The sequence below is a fragment of the Pseudomonas sp. FEN genome (genome assembly GCF_904067045.1).
In the GTDB taxonomy this organism is placed as follows: domain Bacteria; phylum Pseudomonadota; class Gammaproteobacteria; order Pseudomonadales; family Pseudomonadaceae; genus Aquipseudomonas.
In genome coordinates, this window is the sequence record NZ_CAJFDC010000036.1 from 718325 (window position 1) to 745000 (window position 26676).

A 26676-nucleotide genomic window follows, 5' to 3' on the forward strand; every position below is an offset into this window, starting at 1 on the left:
GGCAGCCTAATGGGTTGGTCAGCATTTGTCAGTGTGTGAGCGTCGGATGATACGGTTTTGCTGCCTGTGGGTTATCGGCTGTTTGTGTTTTCCCTTGATCGCCTGGGCGGCTCCGGCTCCCCCTGGGCCGGTTATCGCTTTGTCCGGCGAGCAGCGCCAGTGGCTCGAGCAGCATCGCGAGCTGCGGGTCGGCCTGGTCTTGCAGGCGCCCTATGCGCAATATGATCGCCGCTTGCAGCGGTTGTCCGGGGCCAATGTGGACCTCATGAACTGGGTCGCCAACAGCCTCGATATCGAGCTGACCTGGCGCAACTTTCCCGATCAGGCGCAACTGGACAAAGCCTTGCGCGAGGGTGAGATCGACCTGGCGCCGGGGTTGACCCAGACCCCGGCGGGGTTGCACCTGTGGCTGTTCTCCGATCCGTACATGCGCGTACCGCAACTGGTGGTCGGTGAGCGCAACGGGGCGGGCGCCGTGGAGCTGGAAAAACTCGACAGCCAGACCCGCGTGGCCGTGCGCATGCCCAGCGTGGTCGCCGACTACCTGCGCGGCACATACCCCAGCCTCAATCTGCAGGGTGTCCCCCTGGAGCGGCAGGCCCTGCAATTGTTGGTGAGCCAGCAGGCCCGCTACGCGGTGATCGATGAGGCGCAGCTCGGTCGCTTGTCCAGTGAGGAGGAGTTCGCCGGACTGGCAGTGGTCGGCGATATCGGCTTTCCGCAACTGCTGCGGGTTGCGACGCGGCGTGACTGGCCGGAACTGGCCGGTATCGTGGAAAAGGCCCTGCACGCCATCCCGGCCCGGGATCTGGAGCAATTGCATGCCCGTTGGCTGCAACCGAAGTATCCACGTCTGGCCGAGTCGCCCGGTTTCTGGCAAAACCTGTGCTTGCTGCTGGCGGTGCTGCTGCTGGCAGGCTTGGCCATTGTTTTCTGGCTGCGTCGCCAGCAGCACAGCCTGGAGCACGAGTTACTCGCGGCCCGGGAAAACCTTGCCCGGCGCGAGGCGAGCGAGGAAGCCCTGCGCTTGACCCAGTTTTCCATCGATCAGAGCACGGTGGGGATTCTCTGGGTCAACTGGGACAGTCATGTCCGTTATGCCAACCGAGCGGCGGAAGAAATGCTCGGTTATCCGCCGGGCGGGGTGTTCGACCGCCCGTTGATCGACTTCGAGCCCAACCTGCACATGGATCGCTGGCTGAACCTGTGGAAGCGCGCCCGGGCCAATGAAGAGGGGGTGCAAAGCTTTGAAACCCAGTGTATTCGCGCTGATGGCAGTGTTCTGCCCGCCGATGTGTCGTTGAGTTTTTTGCGCTTTCGCGAAAGCGAATACCTGGTGGTCTATCTGAACGACGTCACCGAGCGCCGCCGCGCGCTGGCGGCGGTGCAGGAAAGCGAAGCACGCTTGAAGGCGATCGCGGCCAATGTGCCGGGCCTGGTGTTTCGCCTGGAGCGTGTGCCCCTGACCGGCGAGCTGCATTTTCCCTACATCAGCGAGGGCAGTGAAAGCCTGGTGGGTTACGCCCCGGCGATCCTGCGCCAACCGGGCATCGGGCTGCGCAGCCTGGTGCATGCGGATGACAAGGCCAGTTACCAGCAGACCCAGGATCGGGCACTGGATGCGAACAGCGACTGGTCCTGGCAAGGGCGGATCATGACCCGCGAAGGTCAGCAGCGCTGGGCCGAGATCAAGGCTATCAGCCGTCGCCTGGAGGATGGCAGCGTGGTCTGGGACGGTATCGTCTGGGATATCAGCGAAAGCAAGCGCATCGAGCTGGAGCTGGCAGCCTCCCGCGAACAGTTGCGTGAACTGTCAGCCCACCTGGAAAGCGTCCGTGAAGAGGAAAAAGCCCGTATCGCCCGGGAAGTTCACGACGAGCTGGGCCAGATGCTCACCGTGCTCAAGCTGGAAACCTCCATGTGCGAGCTGGCCTATGCCCAGCTCGATCCCGGCTTGAATGAGCGGCTCAACAGCATGAAGAAGCTGATTGCCCAGTTATTCCAGTTGGTCCGGGATGTGGCGACCGCCTTGCGCCCACCGATTCTCGATGCGGGTATTGCTTCGGCCATCGAGTGGCAGGCCCGGCGGTTCGAGGCTCGGACCCAGATTCCCTGCCTGGTGCAAGTGCCAGAGCATGTTCCGGCGCTCAGTGATGCGAAAGCCATTGGCCTGTTCCGTATCCTTCAGGAAGCACTGACCAATGTCATGCGCCATGCCCAGGCGCATACTGTTGAACTGACGTTGGCGATCGAAGGCGAGGATTTGTGCCTGACCATCAGTGATGATGGTGTCGGATTTGTCGCTACTGACGACAGGCCGGCCTCCTTTGGGGTGGTGGGCATGCGTGAGCGGGTGTTGATGCTCGGCGGCACTATGCAACTGGAAAGTGAGCTGGGGGAGGGGACGACCCTGAGCGTACGGGTACCGCTGGATGAACAGGCCTTGATTGCCGGCGATAGCGGTCCAACTGATTCAACCGGGAGATGAACGTGATCCGCGTACTGGTAGCAGAAGACCACACCATTGTCCGCGAGGGCATCAAGCAGTTGATCGGTCTGGCCAAGGACCTGTCGGTGGTAGGTGAGGCCAGCAATGGTGAGCAACTGCTCGAAGCCCTGCGCCACACACCCTGCGAGGTGGTGCTGCTGGATATCTCCATGCCCGGCGTCAACGGCCTGGAGGCGATTCCACGGATTCGCGCGTTGAACAATCCCCCGGCGATCCTGGTGCTGTCCATGCACGACGAGGCGCAGATGGCGGCACGAGCCCTCAAGATCGGTGCCGCCGGCTACGCCACCAAGGACAGCGATCCGGCGCTGTTGCTGACAGCGATCCGCAAGGTTGCGGCCGGCGGTCGCTACATTGACCCGGACCTGGCCGACCGGATGGTCTTCGAAGTTGGCCTGACCGATGCGCGGCCGCTGCACGCCTTGCTCTCGGAACGCGAGTTTTCGGTGTTCGAACGCCTGGCCCAGGGTGCCAACGTCAACGATATCGCCCAGCAACTGGCGCTGAGCAGCAAGACCATCAGCACCCACAAGGCGCGATTGATGCAAAAACTGCACATCACCTCGTTGGCCGAGCTGGTGAAATACGCAATGGAGCACAAACTGCTCTGAACCCGCGCCTCCTCTGTAGGAGCGCGCTCCCACAAAAAAGGTGTGTGCATATCCATTTACGACAAGATCGGGCAGTCGTTTGACGCTGTTCCGGGCCTTTGCGACGGGAACCGCCCGCGGGCTTATCCAATCCCGCCATCCTTGTAGGGCGATCCCTACCCCAATTCTTCCAGACGGCTGAGGCCAATCTCTCTCCCCCCCCGATTTGCGCTGCGGTGAGCCTTCACTAGGCTTAGCTCCACGGCAGTCCAAAACAAAAAGGTGAGGGTATGAGCGAGGTCGATTCAAGCGCTGGGGCGAACGATGTACTGGTCAGCTTTCGTGGCGTACAAAAAAGCTACGACGGTGAGAACCTGATCGTCAAAGACCTCAACCTGGACATTCGCAAAGGCGAATTCCTTACCCTGCTCGGGCCTTCCGGTTCCGGCAAAACCACCAGCCTGATGATGCTGGCCGGGTTCGAAACCCCGACCGCCGGCGAGATCCTGTTGGCCGGACGCTCGATCAACAATGTTCCGCCGCACAAGCGCGACATCGGCATGGTGTTCCAGAACTATGCCCTGTTCCCGCACATGACCGTTGCCGAGAACCTGGCATTCCCGTTGACCGTGCGCGGTTTGAGCAAGACCGACGTTGGCGAACGGGTCAAGCGGGTGCTGGGCATGGTCCAGCTCGACAAGTTCGCCCAGCGCTATCCGGCGCAGTTGTCCGGCGGCCAGCAGCAGCGGGTGGCATTGGCCCGGGCGCTGGTGTTCGAGCCACAGCTGGTGTTGATGGACGAGCCCCTCGGTGCACTGGATAAGCAATTGCGCGAGCACATGCAGATGGAAATCAAGCACCTGCACCAACGCTTGGGCGTGACCGTGGTCTACGTGACCCACGATCAGGGCGAAGCTCTGACCATGTCCGACCGCGTGGCGGTGTTCCACCAGGGCGAGATCCAGCAGATCGCGCCACCGCGCACTCTCTATGAAGAGCCGAAAAACACCTTCGTCGCCAACTTCATCGGCGAGAACAACCGCCTCAATGGCCGTCTGCACAGCCGTACCGGTGATCGTTGCGTGGTCGAGCTCGGTCGTGGCGAGAAGGTCGAGGCGCTGGCGGTGAACGTCGGCAAGACCGGCGAGCCGGTGACCCTGTCGATCCGCCCGGAGCGCATCAGCCTCAACGGTTCCAGCGAGTCCTGCGTGAACCGCTTCTCGGGCCGCGTGGCCGAGTTCATCTACTTGGGCGATCACGTGCGTGTGCGCCTGGAAGTCTGTGGCAAGACCGACTTTTTCGTGAAACAGCCGATTGCCGAGCTGGATCCGGCCCTGGCGGTCGGCGACGTCGTACCCCTTGGCTGGCAGGTGGAGCACGTTCGCGCGCTCGATCCGTTACTGGACGCCAGCTGACCGCGGTAACCCAAGAGGCGAATCCATCGCCCCGTGCTTCACCAACCTGCACTGTGGAGAGAAGAATAAATGCTTAAATCCCTGAAATTCAGCGCCCTGACCCTTGGGCTGATGTGCGCGGCAAATGCCATGGCGGCGACCGACCTGACCGTGGTGTCCTTTGGTGGCGCGAACAAGGCCGCGCAGGTCAAGGCGTTCTATGCGCCGTGGGAGGCGGCGGGCAAGGGCAAGATCGTCGCGGGTGAGTACAACGGTGAGATGGCCAAGGTCAAGGCCATGGTCGACACCAAGAGCGTGTCCTGGGACCTGGTGGAAGTCGAGTCGCCCGAGTTGTCTCGCGGTTGTGACGAAGACATGTTCGAACCCCTCGACCCAGCGCTGTTCGGCAAGGGCGCGGACTACGTCAAGGGGGCCATCCAGCCCTGTGGTGTTGGCTTCTTCGTCTGGTCGACGGTCCTGGCCTACAACGCCGACAAAGTGAAAACCGCACCGACCAGCTGGGCCGATTTCTGGGACACCAAGAAGTTTCCGGGCAAGCGTGGCCTGCGCAAGGGCGCCAAGTACACCCTGGAATTCGCTTTGATGGCTGATGGCGTGGCGCCGAAAGACGTTTACAAGGTACTGGCGGGCAAGGATGGTCAGGACCGTGCGTTCAAGAAGCTCGATGAACTGAAGCCGAATATCCAGTGGTGGGAAGCCGGTGCGCAGCCACCACAGTACCTGGCCTCCGGTGACGTGGTGATGAGCTCGGCCTACAACGGGCGGATTGCCGCGGTACAGAAGGAAAGCAATCTGAAGGTCGTCTGGAACGGCGGTGTCTATGACTTCGACTCCTGGGCGATTCCAAAAGGCTTGAAAGGCGAACGTCTTGACGCCGCGAAGAAATTCATCGCGTTCTCGGTAGCGCCGCCGCAGCAGAAGATCTACTCGGAAAACATCGCCTACGGTCCGGCCAACACCCAGGCAGTACCGTTGCTTGACAAGGCGATCCTGAAAGATATGCCGACCACCCCGGAAAACATCGCCAACCAGGTGCAGATCGACGTCGGCTTCTGGGCGGACAACGGTGAGCAGTTGGAGCAGCGCTTCAACGCCTGGGCGGCCAAGTAATACCGCAGGCCCCGGGTACTACGTGGCGTAACCTGCGGGGCCCCGGTCTTGCAGGCGCCACGTAACCGGTAGGAGCTGGGCTTGGTCCGGGCGGCGTTCCGACGACGCTTTTGGCAGTTTCAAGGCCGCCTGCGTGGCGGTGCGGCGATCTGACAAGCCCTGCTCCTACAAAGAGCGTGTTCAGCCTGCTGGGTTTGTGTGTTTCAGAAGAACAACAGGCGGTGTCCCGAAGCGGGGCGCCACCCGCTGTCACAATAAAAGAATTCCGGAGTTCGCCATGGCCCTCACCGTTCCTCTGAACGAGGTCACCAGTCCCACCTTGAAGCAGCGCCTGGCGCATGCCGAGCGGGTCAACCGCTGGAAGTCCCAGGCCTTGATTGCACCGCTGGTGCTGTTTCTGCTGCTGGTGTTTCTGGTACCCATCGTGGCGCTGCTCTATAAAAGCGTCGGTAACCCGGAAGTGGTCGGCGCCATGCCGCGCACCGTGGTGGCCGTCGCGGCCTGGGACGGCAAAAGCCTGCCCGGCGAACCGGTCTACAAGGCCTTGAGCGAGGACCTTGGTGACGCCCGCAAGAACCAGACGCTGGGCGATCTGTCCAAGCGCCTGAACATGGAACTGGCCGGCTACCGCAGCCTGCTGACCAAGACCGCGCGTGCCTTGCCGTTCAAGACCGAACCCGCCTCCTATAAAGAAGCACTGGAGGCCCTCGACGAACGCTGGGGGGATCCGGCCTATTGGCAGGCGATCCGTCGCAACACCAGCAGCATCACCCCTTACTACCTGCTGGCGGCCGTCGACCATCGGATCGACGACCTCGGTGAGCTGGCCCCGGCCACCCCCGATCAGGCGATCTACCTCGATATCTTTGCCCGCACTTTCTGGATGGGGTTGGTGATCACCGCTATCTGCCTGGTGCTGGCGTATCCGCTGGCCTACCTGCTGGCAAACCTGCCGTCACGGCAAAGCAACCTGCTGATGATCCTCGTGCTGTTGCCGTTCTGGACCTCGATCCTGGTACGGGTCGCGGCTTGGATCGTGCTGCTGCAGTCCGGCGGCCTGATCAACAGCGCGTTGATGGCCATGGGCGTGATCGACAAGCCGCTCGAACTGGTCTTCAACCGCACCGGCGTCTACATCTCGATGGTGCACATCCTGCTGCCGTTCATGATCCTGCCGATCTACAGCGTGATGAAAGGCATCTCGCCGACCTATATGCGCGCCGCGATTTCCCTCGGCTGTCACCCCTTCGCCAGCTTCTGGCGGGTGTATTTCCCGCAGACCTACGCCGGTGTTGGCGCGGGTTGCCTGCTGGTGTTCATCCTGGCGATTGGTTACTACATCACCCCGGCGTTGTTGGGTAGCCCGAACGACCAGATGGTCAGCTACTTCGTCGCCTTCTACACCAACACCAGCATCAACTGGGGCATGGCGACCGCATTGGGTGGCTTGCTGCTGCTGGCGACCGTGATCCTGTACCTGATTTACAGCCGGTTGGTGGGCGCCAGCCGCCTGCGCCTGAGCTAAGGAGAATAAGAAATGTTGAGCCCCTACATGTCGCCCGTCGAGCGGGTCTGGTTCTACAGTTCGCGTATTCTGTGCGGGCTGATCCTGCTGTTCCTGATCCTGCCGGTGCTGGTGATCATCCCGCTGTCGTTCAACTCGGGCAGCTTCCTGGTCTATCCGCTGCAAGGCTTCTCGTTGCACTGGTACCAGGACTTCTTCGCCTCGGCGGAATGGATGCGGGCCTTGCGCAACAGCATCATCGTCGCCCCGGCGGCCACGGCGCTGGCCATGGTCTTCGGGACCCTGGCGGCGATCGGCCTGACCCGTGGCGACTTCCCGGGCAAGCCGCTGGTAATGGCCCTGGTGATCTCGCCCATGGTGGTGCCAGTGGTGATCATCGGTGTCGCCAGCTACCTGTTCTTCGCCCCGCTGGGGCTGGGCAACAGCTTCTTCTCGTTGATCGTGGTGCATGCGGTGCTGGGCGTGCCGTTTGTCATCATCACGGTGTCGGCGACCTTGCAGGGTTTCAACCACAACCTGGTGCGCGCCGCTGCCAGCCTGGGCGCCTCGCCACTGACGGCGTTCCGTCGGGTGACCTTGCCGTTGATCGCGCCAGGGGTGATCTCCGGAGCGCTGTTTGCCTTTGCCACCTCCTTCGATGAGGTCGTGGTGACCTTGTTCCTCGCCGGCCCCGAACAAGCGACCCTGCCTCGGCAGATGTTCAGTGGTATTCGCGAGAACCTCAGCCCGACCATCGCTGCCGCGGCGACCTTGCTGATCGCCTTCTCGGTGATCCTGCTGCTGACCCTGGAGTGGTTGCGTGGGCGTAGCGAGAAAATGCGTACCACCCAGGTGTGAGAATGGCCTATTAAAACACCACGAACCCTGCTCCCACGGGTTCGTGGCGTCCATGGGAACGCATTGCCCATTCACAATCTGAATTCAACTTCCGCATGACAGCGGAAAGCCAATCCCGGTTATGCTTGCCCGTGCCCTGATCATCACGACAAGAAGGCTGCGAGCATGAGCATTTCCTCATTCAAGATCGCCCATAAACTGATCACCGGCCTTGGCGCCATCGAGCAATTGGCCGATGAGCTGACACGGCTGAATGTCGACCATCCGCTGATCGTGACCGATGCGGCGCTGGTCAAGTCAGGAACTGTCGAACTGGCGCTGGCCCACCTGGGCGGGCGTACCTATGAAATCTTCGACCGCGTGCTGCCCGACCCGGAGATCGCCATCGTCGAGGACTGCATGCGGGCCTACCGCGAAGGCGGGCATGACGGCCTGATCGGCCTGGGCGGTGGCAGCGCCATCGACATCGCCAAGAGCGTCGGGGCCTACGCCGGTTATCACGGGGCCCTGGAGGATCTGTTCGGCAGCGACCAGGTACCGCGCAAGGGGCCGCCGCTGATCGCGATTCCCACCACCGCCGGCACCGGCTCCGAGGTGACCAATGTTGCCATTCTTTCCGACAAGCAGGCCCAGCTGAAAAAGGGCATCGTCAGCGATTACCTGCTGCCGGACGTGGCGCTGGTTAGTCCGCAAATGACCCTGACCTGTCCGCGTGGCGTCACCGCCGCCAGTGGCGTCGATGCACTGGTGCACGCGATTGAAGCCTACCTGTCGCTCAATGCTTCGTCGATTACCGATGCCCTGGCCATTGGCGCGATCAAGCTGATCGCCACGGCGCTGCCCAAAGCCTACGCCAACCCATCCAACCTCCAGGCCCGCGAGGAAATGGCCACCGCGAGCCTGATGGCTGGCATGGCCTTCGGCAATGCCGGCGTCGGCGCGGTGCATGCCTTGGCCTATCCGTTGGGCGGACGCTTCAATATTGCCCACGGGGTCAGCAATGCCTTGTTGCTGCCCTATGTCATGAGCTGGAACAAGATCGCCTGTGTCGAACGCATGCGGGAGATTGCCGTCGCCATGGGCGTCAATGTCGCCGGCTTGAGCCTGATCGAGGCGGCCGACAAGGCTGTCGTCGCCATGACCGATTTATGCGCTGCAGTGGAAATTCCCGCCGGCCTCGCAAGCTTCGGCGTGCCCCTGGAGGCGATCCCGGCCATGGCCGAGGAAGCGGCGGGTATCGAGCGTCTGATGCGCAATAATCCTCGGCGGCTGAGCTGCGCGGATATCGAGAAAATCTATCGCGCCGCCTATTGAGGGCTTTAGTTCGGGCATCCGGGACCCGTGGAGTCAATCATCGCGCTCACGGTGGGCGGGGCAAGGCGGGCGGTATACAATGCCCGCCATCGTGATTCTGCTCAAAAAAGGTGCGTCATGCAGCCCTTCGCCATTGCTCCGTCGATTCTCTCCGCCGATTTTGCCCGTCTGGGCCAGGAAGTGGACAACGTGCTCGCTGCCGGTGCCGATATCGTGCACTTCGATGTCATGGACAACCACTACGTGCCCAACCTGACCATCGGCCCGATGGTCTGCGCGGCGCTGCGCAAGTACGGCATCACCGCGCCCATCGACGCGCACCTGATGGTCAGCCCGGTGGATCGCATCATCGGCGACTTCATCGACGCCGGCGCGACCTACATCACCTTTCACCCGGAAGCCACGCTGCACGTTGACCGCTCCCTGCAAATGATCCGCGAAGGCGGTTGCAAGGCCGGCCTGGTGTTCAACCCGGCCACGCCGCTGGACGTACTCAAGTACGTGATGGACAAGGTCGACATGATCCTGCTGATGAGCGTCAACCCGGGCTTCGGCGGGCAGAAGTTCATTCCCGGCACCCTCGATAAACTGCGTGAAGCTCGGGCCTTGATCGATGCCTCGGGCCGCGATATCCGTCTGGAAATCGATGGTGGCGTGAACGTCAACAATATTCGCGAAATCGCCGCGGCCGGTGCCGACACCTTTGTCGCTGGCTCCGCGATTTTCAACGCGCCGGACTACCGTGAAGTCATCGAGAAAATGCGCGGCGAGCTGGCGCTGGCGCGATCATGACTGTATTCGAGCAGCTTTTTCCGGGCCGTCAGCCCAGGCTGGTAATGTTCGATCTGGATGGGACGCTGGTGGATTCGGTGCCCGACCTGGCCCTGGCGGTGGATAAAATGCTGCTCGCCCTCGGGCGTCCGGTAGCGGGGCTGCAGGCGGTCCGCGAGTGGGTCGGCAATGGCGTGCCGGTCCTGGTACGTCGGGCGTTGGCCGGCGGTCTCGATCACTCGGGCGTTGCCGACGCCGACGCCGAGCAGGCACTGGATATATTCATGGCGGCCTATACCGGTGGCCATGAACTGACCCAGGTCTATCCCGGTGTGCACGAAACCCTGAGCTGGATGCACAAGCAGGGCATGGAAATGGCCCTGATCACCAACAAGCCCGAACAGTTCGTCGCGCCCTTGCTGGATGAAATGAAACTGGGGCGGTTTTTTCGCTGGATCATCGGCGGCGATACCCTGCCGCAGCGCAAGCCCGACCCGGCGGCGCTGTTCCATGTGATGAAAATGGCTGGTATTCCGGCCTCGCAGTGCCTGTTCGTCGGCGACTCGCGCAGTGATGTCCTGGCCGCCAAGGCCGCCGGCGTCACCTGCGTGGCCCTCAGCTATGGCTACAACCATGGCCGGCCGATCGCCGAAGAAGCGCCTGCTCTGGTCATCGATGATATGCGGGCACTTATTCCCGGTTGCCTGGAAGCTGGCGCTGAGCTAATGTCGGCGGACTGTGTTCAATCCCCTCCTGGAAACGCCATCGTGGTGGTTACTCGCAAACTCTGGATGAAAGTCATCAAGGCCCTGGCCCGCTGGCGTTGGCGCGCCTGACTTGATTCTGGCCGGTCATCCGGCGCGTTTGCATACCTGACTGTTCGACCCTCAAGCCACGAGGCATATCATGACCCGCGAAGAATTCCTGCGTTTGGCCGCTGCCGGCTATAACCGTATCCCGCTTGCCTGCGAAACCCTGGCCGACTTCGATACGCCGTTGTCGATCTACCTGAAACTGGCCGACCAACCCAATTCCTACCTGCTGGAATCGGTGCAGGGTGGTGAAAAATGGGGCCGTTATTCGATTATCGGCCTGCCCTGCCGGACTGTGTTGCGGGTGCATGAGCACCAGGTCAGCGTGACCCACGACGGGGTCGAGATCGAGCGCTGCGAAGCCGAGGATCCGCTGGCCTTCGTCGAGACCTTCAAGGCGCGCTACAACGTGCCGACCATCACCGGGCTGCCGCGGTTCAACGGCGGGCTGGTGGGCTACTTCGGTTATGACTGCGTGCGCTACGTGGAGAAGCGTCTGGGCAAGTGCCCGAACCCCGATCCCCTGGGCGTGCCGGATATCCTGTTGATGGTCTCCGATGCCGTGGTGGTCTTCGACAACCTGGCGGGCAAGATGCACGCCATTGTGTTGGTCGATCCGTCCCAGGACAACGCTTACGAACAAGGCCAGGCGCGCCTGCAGGAGCTGCTGGCGCAACTGCGCCAGCCGATTACCCCGCGCCGCGGCCTGGAACTCGATCGGCCGCCGGCCGCCGACCCGGTGTTCCGTTCGAGCTTCACCCAGGGTGACTATGAGCGGGCGGTCGATACCATCAAGGAGTACATCCTCGCCGGCGACTGCATGCAGGTCGTGCCGTCGCAGCGCATGTCCATTGACTTCAAGGCCGCGCCCATCGACCTGTACCGGGCGCTGCGTTGCTTCAACCCGACGCCGTACATGTACTTCTTCAATTTCGGCGATTTCCATGTGGTCGGCAGCTCGCCGGAAGTGCTGGTGCGCGTCGAAGACAACCTGATCACCGTCCGGCCCATCGCCGGTACCCGTCCGCGTGGCGCCACCGAAGAAGCCGACCGGGCGCTGGAAGACGACCTGCTGTCCGACGCCAAGGAGCTTGCCGAGCACCTGATGCTGATCGACCTGGGGCGTAACGACACCGGACGGGTGTCCGAGATCGGTTCGGTGAAGCTGACCGAGAAGATGGTGATCGAGCGTTACTCCAACGTGATGCACATCGTGTCCAACGTCACCGGGCAACTGAAAAGTGGCCTGACCTCCATGGACGCCCTGCGGGCAATCCTGCCGGCGGGTACTTTGTCCGGTGCGCCGAAGATCCGTGCAATGGAAATCATCGACGAGCTGGAGCCGGTCAAGCGCGGTGTGTATGGCGGCGCGGTCGGCTACTACGCCTGGAACGGCAACATGGACACTGCTATCGCCATCCGGACCGCGGTGATCAAGGACGGCGAGCTGCATGTGCAGGCCGGTGGCGGCATCGTCGCCGACTCGGTGCCGGCGCTGGAGTGGGAAGAAACGCTGAACAAGCGTCGCGCGATGTTCCGTGCCGTTGCCCTCGCTGAACAAACCCCCGCGTCCGACGCCTGAGGAGCTTTTTGTCATGTTGCTGATGATCGATAACTACGACTCGTTTACCTATAACGTCGTGCAATACCTCGGTGAATTGGGCGCAGAGGTCAAGGTCGTGCGTAACGACGAATTGACCGTGGCCGAAATCGAAGCCCTCAAGCCGGAGCGCATCGTGGTCTCACCGGGGCCCTGCACGCCGACCGAGGCGGGCATCTCCCTGGAGGCGATCAAGTATTTCGCCGGCAAGCTGCCGATCCTCGGCGTCTGCCTCGGGCATCAATCCATCGGCCAGGCTTTCGGCGGCGATGTGGTGCGTGCCCGTCAGGTGATGCACGGCAAGACCAGCCCGCTGTTCCATGAGGGCAAGGGGGTGTTCGAAGGCCTGAACCTGCCATTGATCGTTACCCGCTATCATTCCCTGGTCGTCAAGCGCGAAACCTTGCCGGACTGCCTGGAACTGACCGCCTGGACCCAGTTGGAAGACGGCTCGGTCGACGAGATCATGGGCCTGCGCCACAAGACACTGAACATCGAAGGGGTGCAGTTCCACCCCGAGTCGATTCTCTCCGAGCAGGGCCACGAGCTGTTCGCCAACTTTCTCAAACAGACCGGCGGCACGCGCTAAGGAGTTTTCATGGATATCAAGGCTGCCCTGGGCCGTATCGTCGGCCATCTGGACTTGAGCACTGATGAAATGCGCGATGTCATGCGCGAAATCATGACCGGGCAATGCACCGAGGCGCAGATCGGCGCCTTCATGATGGCCATGCGCATGAAGAGCGAAAGCATCGACGAAATCGTCGGCGCGGTCTCGGTGATGCGCGAGTTGGCCGACAAGGTCGAACTCAAGACCCTCGAGGGTGTGGTCGACGTGGTCGGCACCGGCGGCGACGGAGCGAATATTTTCAACGTGTCCACGGCGTCGGCTTTTGTCGTGGCCGCGGCTGGTTGCACCGTTGCCAAGCACGGCAACCGTGCGGTGTCGGGCAAGAGTGGCAGTGCCGACCTGCTCGAGGCCGCCGGTATCTACCTGAACCTGACCCCGGTCCAGGTGGCGCGCTGCATCGATAACGTCGGGATCGGCTTCATGTTCGCCCAGACCCACCACCGTGCGATGAAGTATGCCGCGGCGCCGCGCCGCGACCTTGGCCTGCGTACCTTGTTCAACATGCTCGGCCCGCTTACGAATCCGGCTGGCGTGAAACATCAGGTGGTGGGTGTGTTCACCCAGGCCTTGTGCCGGCCATTGGCCGAAGTGCTGCAGCGCCTGGGCAGCAAGCACGTGCTGGTGGTGCATTCGCAGGATGGCCTGGACGAATTCAGCCTGGCCGCGCCGACCTATGTGGCGGAACTGAAAGATGGTGCAATAACTGAGTACTGGGTCCAGCCGGAAGATTTGGGTATAAAAAGCCAGAGTCTGTTTGGTCTGGTGGTCGAAAGTCCGGCAGCGTCCCTGGAGTTGATCCGCGATGCCCTCGGGCGGCGGAAAACCGAGAACGGTCAGAAAGCCGCGGAAATGATCGTGCTCAATGCCGGTGCCGCGCTGTATGCCGCCGACCATGCCAGCAGCCTCAAAGAAGGTGTGGCCCTGGCTCACGATGCATTGCACACCGGCCTGGCCCGGGAAAAACTCGAGGAGCTGGGTGCGTTCACCGCCGTATTCAAGCAGGAGAATGAAGGATGAGTGTGCCAACCGTTCTGGAGAAGATCCTTGCGCGCAAGGCTGAGGAAGTGGCCGAGCGCAGCGCTCGCGTGAGTCTGGCCGAGCTTGAGCGCATGGCGCGGACCGCTGACGCGCCCCGGGGGTTCGCCAAGGCGCTGATCGAGCGTGCGAAGCAGAAGCAGCCGGCGGTGATCGCCGAAATCAAGAAGGCTTCGCCGAGCAAGGGGGTGATTCGCGAGCATTTCATCCCGGCCGACATCGCCCGCAGCTACGAAAAGGGCGGGGCAACCTGCCTGTCGGTGTTGACCGATGTGGACTATTTCCAGGGCGCCGATCTTTACCTGCAACAGGCTCGCGCCGCGTGCAAGCTGCCAGTAATCCGCAAGGATTTCATGGTCGACCCGTATCAGATCGTCGAGGCCCGTGCCCTGGGTGCGGACTGCATCCTGTTGATCGTGGCGGCGCTGGACGACGGGCAAATGGCCGAATTGGCTGCCGTGGCCAAGGGTGTTGGTCTCGATGTGCTGGTGGAATCCCATGACGCCGCAGAGCTGGAGCGGGCCTTGAAGGTACTGGATACGCCGTTGATCGGGATCAACAACCGTAACCTGCACACCTTTGAAGTCAGCCTGGAAACCACCCTCGACCTGCTGCCGATCGTCCCCCGTGATCGCCTGGTCATCACCGAGAGCGGCATTCTCAACCGGGCGGATGTCGAGTTGATGGAAATCAGCGAGGTGTATTCGTTCCTGGTGGGCGAGGCGTTCATGCGTGCGGAAAGCCCGGGCGACGAATTGCAGCGACTGTTTTTCCCGGAGCGTGGCGCGCCGGCGATTGCTGGTTCCACCCTCGACTGACGGACACGGCTAATCAGGATGATCCCAATGGCCTTGCCCATTTCCCTCACCGTCGAAGCCGGTCTGCGCGCCGAGCAGGATCTACTGGCCTCGGTCTGTGCCGGTGAGCGGGATGGCGGGCTGTTGTTCTGGCAGCCCAGTGACCGTGCCCTGGTCATGCCCAGGCGTTTGAATCGCCTGCCGGGTTTCGACGCGGCCTGTGACGCCCTGGCGGCCAGCGACTGGCCGGTACTGCTGCGTGAAACCGGCGGCGAGCCGGTGCCGCAGTCCGGTGCCACGGTCAATATCGCCCTGGTGTATGCCCCGCCCCGTCATGAAGGTGACCAGAATCGCATTGAGACCGGCTATCGGCGGTTGTGCCAGCCGATCTGCGATGTGCTCGATGAGCTGGGCGGCGTCTCATCCCTGGGTGAGATCGACGGTGCGTTCTGCGATGGTCGCTTCAACGTCAACCTCAATGGTCGCAAGATGGTCGGCACCGCCCAGCGCTGGCGGCAGAGCCAGGGTGGCACTCGGCCCGTGGGGTTGGTGCATGGCGCGATGTTGATCGACAACGAGCGCGAGGCGATGGTGGCGGCGGTCAATCGCTTCAACCAGGCCTGTCAGTTGGATGCTCGGGTCAGGGCGCAAAGCCACGTGGCCTTGCATGAGGTCTATGCCGCGCCGCAATTCCTTGAGCGGCTCAGCGAGCTGTATCAGCAGATGTTGCAGGACATGTTCAACCCTTAACGGGTGCCGAACACCACCATGGTCTTGCCTTTGACGTGCACCAGGTTCTGTTCTTCCAGATCCTTGAGCACCCGCCCGACCATTTCCCGTGAACAGCCGACTATCCGACCGATTTCCTGACGGGTGATCTTGATCTGCATGCCATCGGGGTGGGTCATGGCATCAGGTTGCTTGCACAGTTCCAGCAGGCAGCGGGCAACTCGGCCGGTGACGTCGAAGAATGCCAGGTCTCCCACCTTGCGCGTGGTGTTGCGCAAACGCTGGGCAATCTGGCCGCTGAGGGCGTAGAGAATATCCGGGTCCTGCTGGGCCAGTTCGCGGAATTTGCAGTAGCTGATCTCCGCCACTTCGCACTCGACCTTGGCCCGCACCCAGGCGCTGCGCTCCTGCTCAAGGCCGGCCTGCTCGAACAAACCCAACTCGCCGAAAAAATCTCCGGAGTTGAGGTAGGCGATGATCATTTCCCGCCCATCGTCATCTTCGATGAGAATCGTGACGGAACCTTTGATGATGAAAAACAGGGTCTGCGAGCGGTCACCGGCACAAATGATGTTGCTCTTGGCCGGGTAGCGGCGGCGCTGACAATACATCAGCAGTTTGTCGAGGTTCTTGATCTTGGGGGCGGAAGCGGAAGCCAGAGCAACCATGGTTGTATCCCGAAAAGACTGCGCGGTGTGGTTTGTTGTTTTAGGCATAGCTGCAAGGCTGGCAGAACGCCAGTGGTTTGGCGCCAGCATAACAGAGGCATTGTGTGGAAAATTGGGAATTTATGTGGTCGTTTGACCGACTGTCGCCCGTTGGCGGTTTCCTGTCGGGACGGGGGGGCTGTGCTAAGCTGTTTCCCTTTTTTCAGCAGTGGAGTCTAGGTGATGAAGGCACGCATCCAATGGGCTGGCGAAGCCATGTTCCTCGGAGAGTCCGGTAGCGGGCATGTGGTGGTCATGGACGGTCCGCCGGAAAGCGGTGGCCGCAACCTGGGTGTTCGTCCCATGGAGATGCTGCTGTTGGGCTTGGGTGGTTGCAGTAACTTCGACGTGGTCAGCATTCTGAAGAAGTCGCGTCAGCCCGTCGAAAGCTGCGAAGCCTTTCTCGAGGCCGAGCGTGCCACTGAAGATCCCAAGGTGTTCACCAAGATCCACCTGCATTTCGTGGTCAAGGGCCGTGGCCTGAAGGAGGCCCAGGTCAAGCGGGCAATCGAGCTGTCGGCGGAGAAATACTGCTCGGCCTCGATCATGCTGGGGGCTGCTGGCGTTGCCATCAGCCACGACTACGAGATCATCGAGCTCGGCTGAGTCGACATTCAACTATCATAAAGTCCATGCAGACTCTGGCGATCAGTCGTTCGGGTCTGCATAATGCGCCACTTTTTCCAGGGCGCCTGGTCGGCCGATCCTCCGGCCCCGGCCCCGAACAGACAACCAAAATCGCCATCGCGAAGAGGTGTTAACCGTCCTACGCAGCTGTGTCGTTCACAACTGACGGGCATGCTTGATCACGCGGCTGTGCCGCATCGATATAGAGAGTTTTTAACGGTGAAAAGCAAACTCAAGCTCCACGGGTTCAATAACCTGACCAAGACCTTGAGCTTCAACATCTATGACATCTGCTATGCGGAAACCCCGCAGGACCAGCAGGCCTACGTCGAGTACATCAACCAGGAATACGACGCGGAACGCCTGACGCAGATCCTCACGGAAGTGGTGGATATCATTGGTGCCAACATCCTGAACATCGCGCGTCAGGATTACGATCCTCAAGGTGCCAGTGTCACGATCCTGATCTCCGAACAGCCGGTGACGCCGACCGACAGCCAGATCGAAGAGTCCCCGGGCCCATTGCCCGAGACCATCCTGGCTCACCTCGACAAGAGCCACATCACGGTGCATACCTACCCGGAAATCCACCCGGTCGACGGTATCGCGACTTTCCGTGTGGACATCGATGTGTCGACGTGCGGGGTCATTTCACCGCTCAAAGCCCTCAACTACCTGATTCACCAGTTCGACTCGGACATCGTCACCGTCGATTATCGCGTGCGTGGTTTCACCCGTGATGTCGAGGGCAAGAAACATTTCATCGACCACGAGATCAACTCGATCCAGAACTATCTCTCGGAAGACAGCCGCAAGAGCTATCAGATGACGGATGTGAACGTGTATCAGGAGAACATGTTCCACACCAAGATGCTGCTCAAGGATTTCGAACTGGACAACTATCTGTTCGGCGACGCGACCAACAGCCTGTCGGCGGAACAGCGTGCCCAGGTGACCGAACGGGTGAGACACGAAATGCTCGAGATCTTCTACGCGCGCAATATGCCTAGATAAATTTTTTGGCAAAAAAAGAAGGGCGCCTCAGTGGCGCCCTTCTTTTTAGCGGCTCTTTGCAGGCGCCGCGGAGTCAGATCCGGTAGGTGCTCTTGGTCATGACCTTGGCCAGCAGGCTCATGCCGAACTTCACCGGTGCCGGGAAGCGAAAACCACCAGCGTCCAGCGCGGACTCGGCGTGATGCTCTTCATCGATGCGCATTTGCTCGAGGATCGCCCGGGACTTTTCGTCTTCGGCCGGCAATTGTCCCAGGTGTTCGTTCAGGTGTTTGCACACCTGGTCTTCGGTGGCGGCGACAAAGCCCAGGCTGACCTTGTCGCTGATCAGGCCGGCTGCGGCGCCGATGCCGAAGGACAGGCCATAGAACAGTGGATTCAACACACTGGGATGACTGCCCAACTGGCGGATGCGTTGTTCGCACCAGGCCAGGTGATCGATTTCTTCTTCGGCGGCTTTTTCCATGGCGGCGCGTACATGGGGGAGCTTGGCGGTCAGTGCCTGGCCCTGATAGAGCGCCTGGGCACAGACTTCCCCGGTGTGATTGATGCGCATCAGGCCGGCGACGTGACGGCTGTCGTCTTCGCTCATCGGCGCGTCGGGCTGCATGATCGCCGGCGAAGGACGGTAGGGTTGGCCGCTGAACGGCAGCAAGGTGCGCATCGCGGTATCGGCTTGCAGTAGAAGACGGTCAATCGGCGAGTAGTGACGTTGGGTAGTCATGCTGACCTCCGGGAAAAATCTCGGCCTGCAGTTTACCGCAATCGAGGGGAGAAGGTTTGCGTTGGGTCATGGGGCGGTTGGTTCCAGCTGCCTCACGCAATCTGGCAAACACCGAAGACCTTTGTCGGCGCGAGCTTGCTCGCGATGGTAGCCCAGACACCGCAGGGCTCCAGGCTTCCTGCGTTATCGTTGACGCCCATCGCGAGCAAGCTCGCTCCTACAATGAGGGGATCAGCCCGGCGGCCAATGCATCTGACGCTGACCCAGTACGTGCATATGAATGTGATAGACGGTCTGGCCGCCCTCTTCATTGCAGTTCATCACTACGCGAAAGCCTTTTTCACAGCCCAGCTCCAGGGCCAGGCGCTGGGCAGTGAACAGGATGTGTCCGGCCAGGGCCTTGTCATCTTCGGTCAGGTCATTGAGGGTGCGTACCGGCTTTTTCGGCACGACCAGGAAATGCACCGGTGCCTGCGGGGCGATATCGTGGAAGGCCAGGACCTGGTCATCCTCGTAAATGATATTCGCCGGTATTTCCCTGTTGATGATCTTGGTGAACAGAGTATCCACAGCTGTTTCTCCATTGGGTGGGTCGGGCCAGAGTCTGTACGGACACGGCCGTGAGTTCAAGTTTCAGCGCGGACAATAGGCCTTGGTGGCGACACCGGCGAGTTTGCGCATCGCCCAGCGTGGCATCAGGCGCGGGACACGGGCCAGCCAGCGGTTGCGCCAGCCGGGAATAATCACCGCGCGGTTCTTGTCCAGGGCCCGCACCGCGTACAGCGCCACCTCTTCGGGGCTCATCATCAGCCGGCTGCGTGAAAGCTTTTCGACGGCCAGCTGTGTCTTGCGAAAGAACGCGGTCCGGGTCAGGCCCGGGCAGAGCACCGAGACCTTGATACCGGTTTTCTTAAGCTCTTCGCGCAGGCCTTCGGAGAAGTGCAGCACATAAGCCTTGCTTGCGTAATAGCTGCTCATCCAGGGCGACGGATGAAAGGCTGCCATTGAGGCGACATTGAGGATCTGTCCGCCACCCTGTATCGCCATGAGGTTACCCAGGGTATGACAAAGTCGAGTCAGGGCGAGGATGTTGACTTCGATCAGATCCTGCTCCGTCCCCCAATCCTGGGCCAGGAACGGGCCGCATGTACCGAGGCCGGCACAGTTGACCAGCAGGTCGATCTGTCGCTCGCCTTCTTCCAGTTCCAGCAGGAAGCCGGAAAGGCGTAGCGGCTCGCTCAGGTCACAGGCGCGAAACAGCACCTCGACGCCGAAACGTTGGGTCAGCTCCAGGGCAATGGTCTCCAGCTGATCACGCTGGCGGGCCACCAGAATCAGGTTGCGGCCCCGGCGCGCCAGGGCTTCGGCCAATGCCAGGCCAATACCGCTGGAGGCACCGGTGATCAGGGCGTAACGGGTCATGCAGTTCTCCATCACAACGGCTCCGAGCCGTGGGACAGAGGGTCGCAGGCTCAGAAACGGTTATTCTTTTTCATCTTGCTCATAGTCTACAGCGGGCGGAGCGGGTTCGGCTGCGGCATCGCTGGGGCTGTCGGCCTCATCAGCGCTGACGGCGTCGCTGCTTTCGGAATAGCTGGCTGATTCGCTGTTGTATTCTTTCTCCAGGTTGGCCAGGCCACCGGTCACGCCCACAACGACAAAGATGACCCCGAAGACGACCGAGAGTACGGCCAGGACCTTGACCGCCGTGCTGTTGGGCGGTGGCGGCGCACCATACTGGTTGGCGCCGCTATTGCCGGGGCAGAACATCAACACGAAGGGGAATACGCTACCCAGGAACGGTACCAGGGTCAGTAGCCAGAGCCAGCCGGACCAGCCGATATCGTGCAGGCGTTGTACGGCGATCTGGATGGAAAAGACCACGAAGGCAATCAAGGCCGCGCCACCGAGCACAACGCCGATGGTGATCGCCGTGTTCAGGGAGGCGGCCGCGGTGCCCATGGCGAAGGCGAAGATCGCTCCGGCCACCGGGACGGTCACGAACATCAGGACCATGCTCCAGGCCAGGTAGCGCAGCCGGCCGATACGTCCGCGAGTGGTGAAGGCCTGGAGCTGGCCAAAGGCGGGAAGGGCGTCCCCAACCCGGGCTTGCGGCGGTGCATAGGGCGATTGGTTGGTTGCGGTGTCCGGTGGCGCTGTGCTCGCCGGGAGGTCATCGATATCCGCCAAGCTCAGCTCGATGGCCGCTGGTTCGGCTTCCAGGCGGGCCTCGATACCGGTCTTGTGCAAGGCTTGCAGATAGGACTCGGCCTCGGCGGCCGAAAGATCGCGCTTCAAGGCGACAGGCTGGCCACTGAACAAGCGTTCCACTGAAGCGACGTCGGTCTTGAACAGCGCGGCCAGGTTGAATTGGGCGGTGCTTTTGTCCACGCCCGCCTGCAGGGCGCCGTCGAACACGATTTTGAAGCGGTTTTCGCTCATGGGGGGGGCGTCCTTGTCACAAGTCATTGGCGTTGCAGTGTAAGCCTGCAACGCGGATGTTACGGGCGCGGCCAGCGCCGAGGCAACTCCGCGGCGAAAGCCAGGGCCTTGCGGTACTCGCTGTCGAGCCGGGCGACCAATTGGTCGACACTGGGCAAGTCATCGATTTCACCGACCCCCTGGCCTGCCGACCAAACGGTTTTCCAAGCCTTGGCCTCGTCATTGAGTGGCTTGAGCTTGGCGCCGAGATTCACGTCGCTCTTGCCGTGCAGCGTGGCGAGGTCGAAGCCGGCGTTTGCCAGGCTCTGGCGCATAAAGCTCGCGGGCACCCCGGATACCGCCGCAGTGTGCACGATATCGGCCGCCCGGGATGTGAGCAGCATCTCTTTATAAGCATCGGGGGCCTGACTTTCCGTGGTGCCGATAAATCGGGTGCCGAAGTAGGCCAGGTCCGCGCCCAGCACCTGGGCAGCGAGAATCTCGTGGCCGTGGTTCAGGCAGCCGGCCAGCAACAGCGTCTTGTCGAAGAACTGGCGAATCTCGGCGATCAGCGCGAACGGGCTCCAGGTACCCGCATGGCCACCGGCCCCGGCCGCCACGGCGATCAGGCCATCGACGCCGGCCTCGGCGGCTTTTTCGGCATGGCGCCGGGTGGTCACGTCGTGGAACACCAGGCCGCCGTAGCCGTGCACGGCGTCCACCAGTTCCTTGACGGCGCCCAGGCTGGTGATGACGATTGGCACCTTGTGCTCGATACAGATCTGCAAATCCGCCTGCAACCGTGGGTTGCTGTCGTGCACGATCAGGTTGACGGCATAAGGCGCCGGGTTTTCCAGTGTCGCCAGGCCCGCTTCGATTTCCTCGAGCCAGGCCTTGAAGCCGCTGCTCTCGCGCTGGTTGAGTGCCGGGAAGCTGCCGACCACCCCGTTGCGGCAGCAAGCGAGCACCAGTTGCGGGTTGGAAATCAGGAACATCGGCGCGGCCACCACGGGCAAGCGCAGGCGTTGTTCGAGCAGGGCGGGCAGCGACATGGAATGCTCCGATAAGGGTTGGGTGACGCCGGCTAGAACGGCCGGACAACGACCAGGATGACAATAGCCAGCAATAGCAGAACCGGCACTTCATTGAACCAGCGATAAAAGACATGACTGCGGGTGTTTTCGCCACGGGCAAAGCGTTTCACCTGGGCGCCGCACATATGGTGATAGCCGATCAGCACGACCACCAGGGTCAGCTTGGCATGTATCCAGGCGCCTTGGCTGAAGAGGCTCGGGTTGAGGGCGATCAGCCAGCCGCCGAAGAGCAGCGTGGCAATCATCGCCGGCCCCATGATCCCGCGGTACAGCTTGCGCTCCATGACACTGAAGCGTTCCTGGCTGACGCGGTCCTCGCTTTGCGCGTGGTAGACGAACAGGCGCGGCAGATAGAACAGGCCGGCAAACCAGCAGACGACACTGACGATATGAAAGGCTTTGACCCACAGATAGAGCATTTTTGATTATTCCCAGGTTCACGGTAGCCCGAATAGTAGTGGCTTGTGCGCCCGCACGTCACCTTGGCGGTTGTCGCAGACGCGCGTGGCCCCTATTATCGTGTGCTTTCCAGTGGTTTCGTTGAGGGCAGGTCATGGTCAAGGTCGGTATCGTCGGCGGCACGGGTTACACCGGTGTCGAATTGCTGCGTCTGTTGGCGCAGCATCCGCAGGCAGAAGTGGTTGTCATCACTTCGCGATCCGAGGCAGGCCTGGCCGTGGCCGACATGTACCCGAACCTGCGTGGGCATTACGACGGTCTGGCGTTCAGCGTGCCAGACATCAAGACGCTCGGGGCCTGTGACGTGGTGTTCTTCGCCACGCCCCATGGCGTGGCCCACGCCCTGGCCGGTGAGCTGCTGTCCGCCGGCACCAAGGTCATCGACCTGTCCGCCGACTTCCGTCTGCAGGACGCCGAAGAATGGGCCAAGTGGTATGGCCAGCCGCACGGTGCGCCGGCATTGCTGGACGAGGCGGTCTATGGCCTGCCGGAAGTGAACCGCGAGCAGATCAAGCAGGCCCGCCTGATCGCCGTGCCGGGTTGCTATCCGACCGCGACCCAGTTGGGTTTCCTGCCGCTGCTTGAAGCCGGCCTGGCGGATACCACACGGCTGATCGCCGACTGCAAGTCGGGCGTCAGCGGTGCCGGTCGCGGTGCCAGCGTCGGCTCGTTGTACTCGGAAACCTCCGAAAGCCTGAAAGCCTATGCGGTCAAGGGCCATCGTCACCTGCCGGAAATCCGCCAGGGGCTGCGCCGCGCGGCGGGTCAGGAGGTGGGCCTGACCTTCGTGCCGCACCTCACGCCGATGATCCGTGGTATCCACTCGACGCTTTACGCGACCGTGGTCGACCGTTCGGTAGACCTGCAGGCGCTGTTCGAGAAGCGTTATGCCAACGAACCGTTCGTCGACGTGATGCCGGCCGGCAGCCATCCGGAAACCCGTAGCGTGCGTGGCGCGAACGTTTGCCGGATTGCCGTGCACCGTCCGCAGGATGGTGACCTGGTGGTGGTATTGTCGGTGATCGACAACCTGGTCAAGGGCGCTTCGGGCCAGGCGGTGCAGAACCTGAACATCCTGTTCGGCCTGGACGAGCGTCTGGGCCTGTCCCACGCGGGCATGTTGCCGTAAGGCATCGATCCCCTTGTAGGAGCGAGCTTGCTCGCGATGGTAGCCCAGGTGACGCGGGGTCTCGATGTCCCGCGTTATCGTCAACGACCATCGCGAGCAAGCTCGCTGCGACACCCATGGTATGAGGCCATGTTGGTTGATATATCGTAACAACAATAGTTGACCGCTTTTCTAGGAGAAGCGGATAATGCCCGTCATCACGCATTATGGCGGCGTAGCGCCGGGAGATAGTCAGCATGAGCGTCGAATCCTTCACCCCCACGGCTTTGCAATTCACCCACGGTGCTGCGCACAAGGTGAAGAGCCTGGTCGATGAAGAGGGCAATGATCGCTTGAAGTTGCGCGTATTCGTTACGGGCGGCGGTTGTTCAGGGTTTCAATACGGTTTCACCTTCGATGAAGAAGTGGCCGATGATGACACCATCGTCGAGCGCGAAGGCGTCAGCCTGGTGGTCGATCCGATGAGCTTCCAGTACCTGGCGGGTGCCGAGGTGGATTACCAGGAAGGCCTGGAAGGCTCGCGTTTCGTGATCAAGAACCCGAATGCCACCACGACCTGTGGTTGCGGGTCGTCGTTCTCGATCTGATCATCGTTTGCGCTTTACCCTTGACGCCGCGAGTTTCGCGGCGTTTTGCTGTCTGTCAGGCGGGGTAGATCGCCCCCAGCACTCGCAGGCCGCGTGCGCCGGTGACGCTGGGGCGGTTGGCTTCCACGCCCTCAAGGCAGCAGTGGGCCAGCCAGGCAAAGGCCATGGCTTCGACCCAGTCGGGGTCCACGCCATGGCTGGCGGTGCTGGCTACCCGCGCGTCGGGCAGTAGTTGGCCCAGTCGCGCCATCAGCGTGGCGTTATGGGCGCCCCCGCCGCATACCAGCAGTTCTTCGGTATTCTCCTGGGCTGCCGTCAGTGACTCGACGATGGTCCGGGCGCTGAGTTCGAGCAAGGTGGCCTGGATGTCCGCGGCCGCCAGAGTGGGGAGGCGACTCAGGTGGCGCTTCAACCAGGTCAGGTTGAACACCTCCCGCCCGGTGCTTTTCGGGCCCTTGGTCTGGAAAAACGGATCACTGAGCAGCGCCTGCAGCAGTGCGGGCTCGACCTGGCCGCTGGCCGCCCATTGGCCGCTGCGGTCGTAGGGTTCGTTGCGCTGATCCTGGATCCAGGCATCGAGCAGTACGTTGCCAGGGCCGCAGTCGAAGCCGGATACCGCCTGGCCTGGTTCGATCAGGCTCAGATTGCTGAAGCCGCCGACATTCAGCACGGCGCGCTGCCCCTTGTGCTCTTTGAACAGCGCCTCATGGAAAGCTGGAACCAGCGGGGCGCCCTGGCCGCCGGCCGCCACATCGCGGCGGCGGAAGTCGCCGACGACGGTGATGCCGGTCAGTTCCGCGAGCAGGGCCGGGTTGCCGATCTGCACGGTAAAGCCACGCGCCGGTTCGTGGCGAATAGTCTGGCCGTGGCTGCCGATGGCCCGAATGGCCTCGGGGTCGAGTTGCTGCTGCTCCAGCAGGGTGTTGATACCCTGGGCGGCCAGGGTTACCCAGTTCTGCTCGGCGATGGCGGCCCGGGCAATTTCGTCGGGACCGCTGGCGCACAGGCCGAGCAGTTCCGCGCGCAAGGTCTCGGGCATGGGAATGTAGTGGCTGGCCAGCAGCCGGATGGAGCCGTCGAGCGCTACCAGGGCAATGTCCAGCCCATCAAGACTGGTTCCGGACATCACACCTATGTAGAGCATGGTTGTTTACCGTTTGGCCGAGGCGACTTTGCTGGACTTTTCCTGATTCATGCGTGCCATCAGCGGCTGGCTCTGTTGCAGGAAGCGGGCGCGTTCGGATTTGGCGATCGGATCGGCCATGGGCAGTTTCTGGCCCAGTGGGTCGACGTGTACGCCATTGACCTGGAACTCGTAGTGCAAGTGCGGGCCGGTCGACAGGCCGGTAGTGCCGATATAGCCAATGACCTGGCCCTGCTTGACGTTGCTGCCGGTCTTGACGCCCTTGGCAAAGCCCTGCATGTGACCGTAGAGGGTCCGGTAGGTATTGCCGTGCTGGATGATCACCGTGTTGCCGTAGCCGCCGCGACGACCGGCCAGCAGCACCTTGCCGTCGCCGGCGGCCTTGATCGGCGTGCCACGAGGCGCCGCGTAGTCGACGCCTTTGTGGGCGCGGATCTTGTTCAGGATCGGGTGCTTGCGGCCCATGGAAAAGCGCGAGCTGATGCGGGCGAAATCCACGGGGGTGCGGATAAAGGCTTTGCGCATGCTGTTGCCGTCGGCGGTGTAGTAGCTGCTGGAGCCCTGTTTATTGGTGTAGCGCACGGCAGTGTAGGTCTTGCCACGATTGGTGAAGCGTGCGGAGAGGATATTGCCGGTGCCGACGGTCTTGCCGTTGACCACTTTCTGCTCGTAGATCACCTCGAATTCGTCGCCGGGACGGATGTCCTGGGCGAAGTCGATGTCGTAGCCGAACACATGGGCCATTTCGCGGGTCAGGCTGTGGGGCATGCCGGCGCGCTGGGCGGAAAGCGACAGCGAGCTGTTGATCACGCCGTGCACATAGGCGGAGCGTACCACTGGCTGGCTGACTACGCGGTTGAAGGTGAAGCCTTTCGGACCCTTGGTCAGGGTGATGGTCTCAAGGTCGCTGACCTTGCTGTGCAGGTTGGTCAGTTGGCCGTCGGGGTTCAGTTCGAACTCCAGCACCTGGCCATGCTTGAGCTGGGAAAACTGCTTGGCTTGTTTATCGCTGGCCAGGACCTCATGTACCGATGCCGCCGGCAAACCGACCTTCTCGAACAGCGTGGAGAGGGTATCGCCCCGGGCTACGGTGACCTC

27 protein-coding genes (1 of these 27 running past the window's edge) are annotated in these 26676 nt (G+C 61.8%); 18 read left to right on the top strand and 9 right to left on the bottom strand.

Annotated features, from left to right (window positions below; genetic code table 11):
* Positions 1 to 46 precede the first annotated feature (46 nt).
* The 14 genes from PFEN_RS26875 (at position 47) to PFEN_RS26940 (ending at position 15696) form a co-directional block, all read left to right on the top strand.
* Positions 47 to 2488 (top strand): PAS domain S-box protein, encoded by a 2442-nt coding sequence (locus PFEN_RS26875; protein WP_191489628.1) that lies wholly within the window; start codon positions 47 to 49, stop codon positions 2486 to 2488.
* Positions 2485 to 3120, top strand: coding sequence for a response regulator transcription factor (locus PFEN_RS26880; protein ID WP_191489629.1), 636 nt, complete (start codon positions 2485 to 2487; stop codon positions 3118 to 3120). Before PFEN_RS26875 ends, PFEN_RS26880 begins: the two co-directional genes overlap by 4 nt.
* A 269-nt stretch (positions 3121 to 3389) precedes the next feature.
* Complete coding sequence (locus tag PFEN_RS26885) at positions 3390 to 4514, top strand: ABC transporter ATP-binding protein (protein ID WP_191489630.1); 1125 nt, start codon at positions 3390 to 3392, stop codon at positions 4512 to 4514.
* A gap of 69 nt (positions 4515 to 4583) precedes the next feature.
* Positions 4584 to 5624, top strand: a complete 1041-nt coding sequence (locus tag PFEN_RS26890; RefSeq protein ID WP_191489631.1) for an ABC transporter substrate-binding protein — start codon at positions 4584 to 4586, stop codon at positions 5622 to 5624.
* Positions 5625 to 5901: 277 nt separating this feature from the next.
* A complete protein-coding gene (locus tag PFEN_RS26895) occupies positions 5902 to 7149 on the top strand; it encodes an ABC transporter permease (protein ID WP_191489632.1) in 1248 nt (415 codons plus the stop codon).
* A gap of 12 nt (positions 7150 to 7161) precedes the next feature.
* A complete protein-coding gene (locus tag PFEN_RS26900; protein ID WP_191489633.1) occupies positions 7162 to 7986 on the top strand; it encodes an ABC transporter permease in 825 nt (274 codons plus the stop codon).
* Positions 7987 to 8151: 165 nt separating this feature from the next.
* Positions 8152 to 9300 (top strand): iron-containing alcohol dehydrogenase, encoded by a 1149-nt coding sequence (locus tag PFEN_RS26905; RefSeq protein ID WP_191489634.1) that lies wholly within the window; start codon positions 8152 to 8154, stop codon positions 9298 to 9300.
* A gap of 117 nt (positions 9301 to 9417) precedes the next feature.
* Positions 9418 to 10092 carry a ribulose-phosphate 3-epimerase gene (rpe, locus tag PFEN_RS26910; RefSeq protein WP_191489635.1) on the top strand — a complete coding sequence of 225 codons (675 nt, stop codon included), beginning with the start codon at positions 9418 to 9420 and terminating at the stop codon, positions 10090 to 10092.
* Positions 10089 to 10907, top strand: a complete 819-nt coding sequence (locus PFEN_RS26915) for a phosphoglycolate phosphatase (RefSeq protein ID WP_191489636.1) — start codon at positions 10089 to 10091, stop codon at positions 10905 to 10907. The genes rpe and PFEN_RS26915 overlap by 4 nt, the downstream gene beginning before the upstream one ends.
* A gap of 70 nt (positions 10908 to 10977) precedes the next feature.
* Positions 10978 to 12465, top strand: coding sequence for an anthranilate synthase component I (gene trpE, locus PFEN_RS26920; RefSeq protein ID WP_191489637.1), 1488 nt, complete (start codon positions 10978 to 10980; stop codon positions 12463 to 12465).
* A gap of 13 nt (positions 12466 to 12478) precedes the next feature.
* On the top strand, positions 12479 to 13072 hold the full coding sequence (locus tag PFEN_RS26925; protein WP_191489638.1) for an aminodeoxychorismate/anthranilate synthase component II: 594 nt from the start codon (positions 12479 to 12481) through the stop codon (positions 13070 to 13072).
* Positions 13073 to 13081: 9 nt separating this feature from the next.
* Positions 13082 to 14131, top strand: coding sequence for an anthranilate phosphoribosyltransferase (gene trpD, locus PFEN_RS26930; protein WP_191489639.1), 1050 nt, complete (start codon positions 13082 to 13084; stop codon positions 14129 to 14131).
* Entirely contained in the window at positions 14128 to 14967 is an 840-nt protein-coding gene (gene trpC / locus PFEN_RS26935; RefSeq protein WP_191489640.1) for an indole-3-glycerol phosphate synthase TrpC, read from the top strand. The genes trpD and trpC overlap by 4 nt, the downstream gene beginning before the upstream one ends.
* Positions 14968 to 14994: 27 nt before the next feature.
* Positions 14995 to 15696, top strand: a complete 702-nt coding sequence (locus PFEN_RS26940; protein ID WP_191489641.1) for a biotin/lipoate A/B protein ligase family protein — start codon at positions 14995 to 14997, stop codon at positions 15694 to 15696.
* Here PFEN_RS26940 and crp read toward each other — a convergent pair.
* Positions 15693 to 16343 (bottom strand): cAMP-activated global transcriptional regulator CRP, encoded by a 651-nt coding sequence (gene crp, locus PFEN_RS26945; protein ID WP_191489642.1) that lies wholly within the window; start codon positions 16341 to 16343, stop codon positions 15693 to 15695. The two genes, PFEN_RS26940 and crp, sit on opposite strands and share 4 nt — an antisense overlap.
* Before the next feature lie 222 nt (positions 16344 to 16565).
* On the opposite strand from crp, the gene PFEN_RS26950 reads away from it, so the two are divergent.
* Both PFEN_RS26950 and speD read left to right on the top strand, forming a co-directional pair.
* Positions 16566 to 16988 (top strand): OsmC family protein, encoded by a 423-nt coding sequence (locus PFEN_RS26950; RefSeq protein ID WP_121135108.1) that lies wholly within the window; start codon positions 16566 to 16568, stop codon positions 16986 to 16988.
* Between the two features lie 240 nt (positions 16989 to 17228).
* A complete protein-coding gene (gene speD, locus PFEN_RS26955) occupies positions 17229 to 18023 on the top strand; it encodes an adenosylmethionine decarboxylase (protein WP_191489643.1) in 795 nt (264 codons plus the stop codon).
* Between the two features lie 73 nt (positions 18024 to 18096).
* Here the strand turns inward: speD and coq7 are convergent, their stop codons facing one another.
* The 6 genes from coq7 to hemJ all read right to left on the bottom strand — a co-directional run bounded on the left by coq7 (position 18097) and on the right by hemJ (position 22678).
* Positions 18097 to 18744: a 2-polyprenyl-3-methyl-6-methoxy-1,4-benzoquinone monooxygenase gene (gene coq7, locus PFEN_RS26960; protein ID WP_191489644.1), complete on the bottom strand. Its 648-nt coding sequence runs from the start codon at positions 18742 to 18744 to the stop codon at positions 18097 to 18099.
* Between the two features lie 231 nt (positions 18745 to 18975).
* Positions 18976 to 19314 (bottom strand): histidine triad nucleotide-binding protein, encoded by a 339-nt coding sequence (locus tag PFEN_RS26965; RefSeq protein WP_191489645.1) that lies wholly within the window; start codon positions 19312 to 19314, stop codon positions 18976 to 18978.
* A gap of 63 nt (positions 19315 to 19377) precedes the next feature.
* Positions 19378 to 20166, bottom strand: a complete 789-nt coding sequence (locus tag PFEN_RS26970; RefSeq protein WP_191489646.1) for an SDR family NAD(P)-dependent oxidoreductase — start codon at positions 20164 to 20166, stop codon at positions 19378 to 19380.
* A 60-nt stretch (positions 20167 to 20226) separates the two neighbouring features.
* Positions 20227 to 21186 carry a DUF805 domain-containing protein gene (locus tag PFEN_RS26975; protein WP_191489647.1) on the bottom strand — a complete coding sequence of 320 codons (960 nt, stop codon included), beginning with the start codon at positions 21184 to 21186 and terminating at the stop codon, positions 20227 to 20229.
* Between the two features lie 59 nt (positions 21187 to 21245).
* Complete coding sequence (locus tag PFEN_RS26980; RefSeq protein WP_191489648.1) at positions 21246 to 22217, bottom strand: NAD(P)H-dependent flavin oxidoreductase; 972 nt, start codon at positions 22215 to 22217, stop codon at positions 21246 to 21248.
* Positions 22218 to 22249: 32 nt separating this feature from the next.
* On the bottom strand, positions 22250 to 22678 hold the full coding sequence (hemJ, locus tag PFEN_RS26985) for a protoporphyrinogen oxidase HemJ (protein WP_191489649.1): 429 nt from the start codon (positions 22676 to 22678) through the stop codon (positions 22250 to 22252).
* 134 nt (positions 22679 to 22812) lie between these two features.
* Between hemJ and argC the strand changes: the two genes are divergently transcribed.
* A complete protein-coding gene (argC, locus tag PFEN_RS26990) occupies positions 22813 to 23847 on the top strand; it encodes an N-acetyl-gamma-glutamyl-phosphate reductase (RefSeq protein ID WP_191489650.1) in 1035 nt (344 codons plus the stop codon).
* Positions 23848 to 24083: 236 nt separating this feature from the next.
* Positions 24084 to 24434, top strand: coding sequence for an iron-sulfur cluster insertion protein ErpA (erpA, locus tag PFEN_RS26995; RefSeq protein ID WP_007906865.1), 351 nt, complete (start codon positions 24084 to 24086; stop codon positions 24432 to 24434).
* A gap of 55 nt (positions 24435 to 24489) precedes the next feature.
* Here erpA and PFEN_RS27000 read toward each other — a convergent pair whose 3' ends face one another.
* Both PFEN_RS27000 and PFEN_RS27005 read right to left on the bottom strand, forming a co-directional pair.
* On the bottom strand, positions 24490 to 25578 hold the full coding sequence (locus PFEN_RS27000; protein ID WP_191489651.1) for an anhydro-N-acetylmuramic acid kinase: 1089 nt from the start codon (positions 25576 to 25578) through the stop codon (positions 24490 to 24492).
* Between the two features lie 6 nt (positions 25579 to 25584).
* A protein-coding gene (locus PFEN_RS27005) for a peptidoglycan DD-metalloendopeptidase family protein (RefSeq protein WP_191485927.1) crosses the window boundary here: on the bottom strand, positions 25585 to 26676 show its 3' portion. It continues 330 nt past the right edge of the window; 1092 of the gene's 1422 nt are visible here — the last part of the coding sequence; the start codon falls outside the window, past its right edge — the gene reads right to left on this strand; its stop codon occupies positions 25585 to 25587.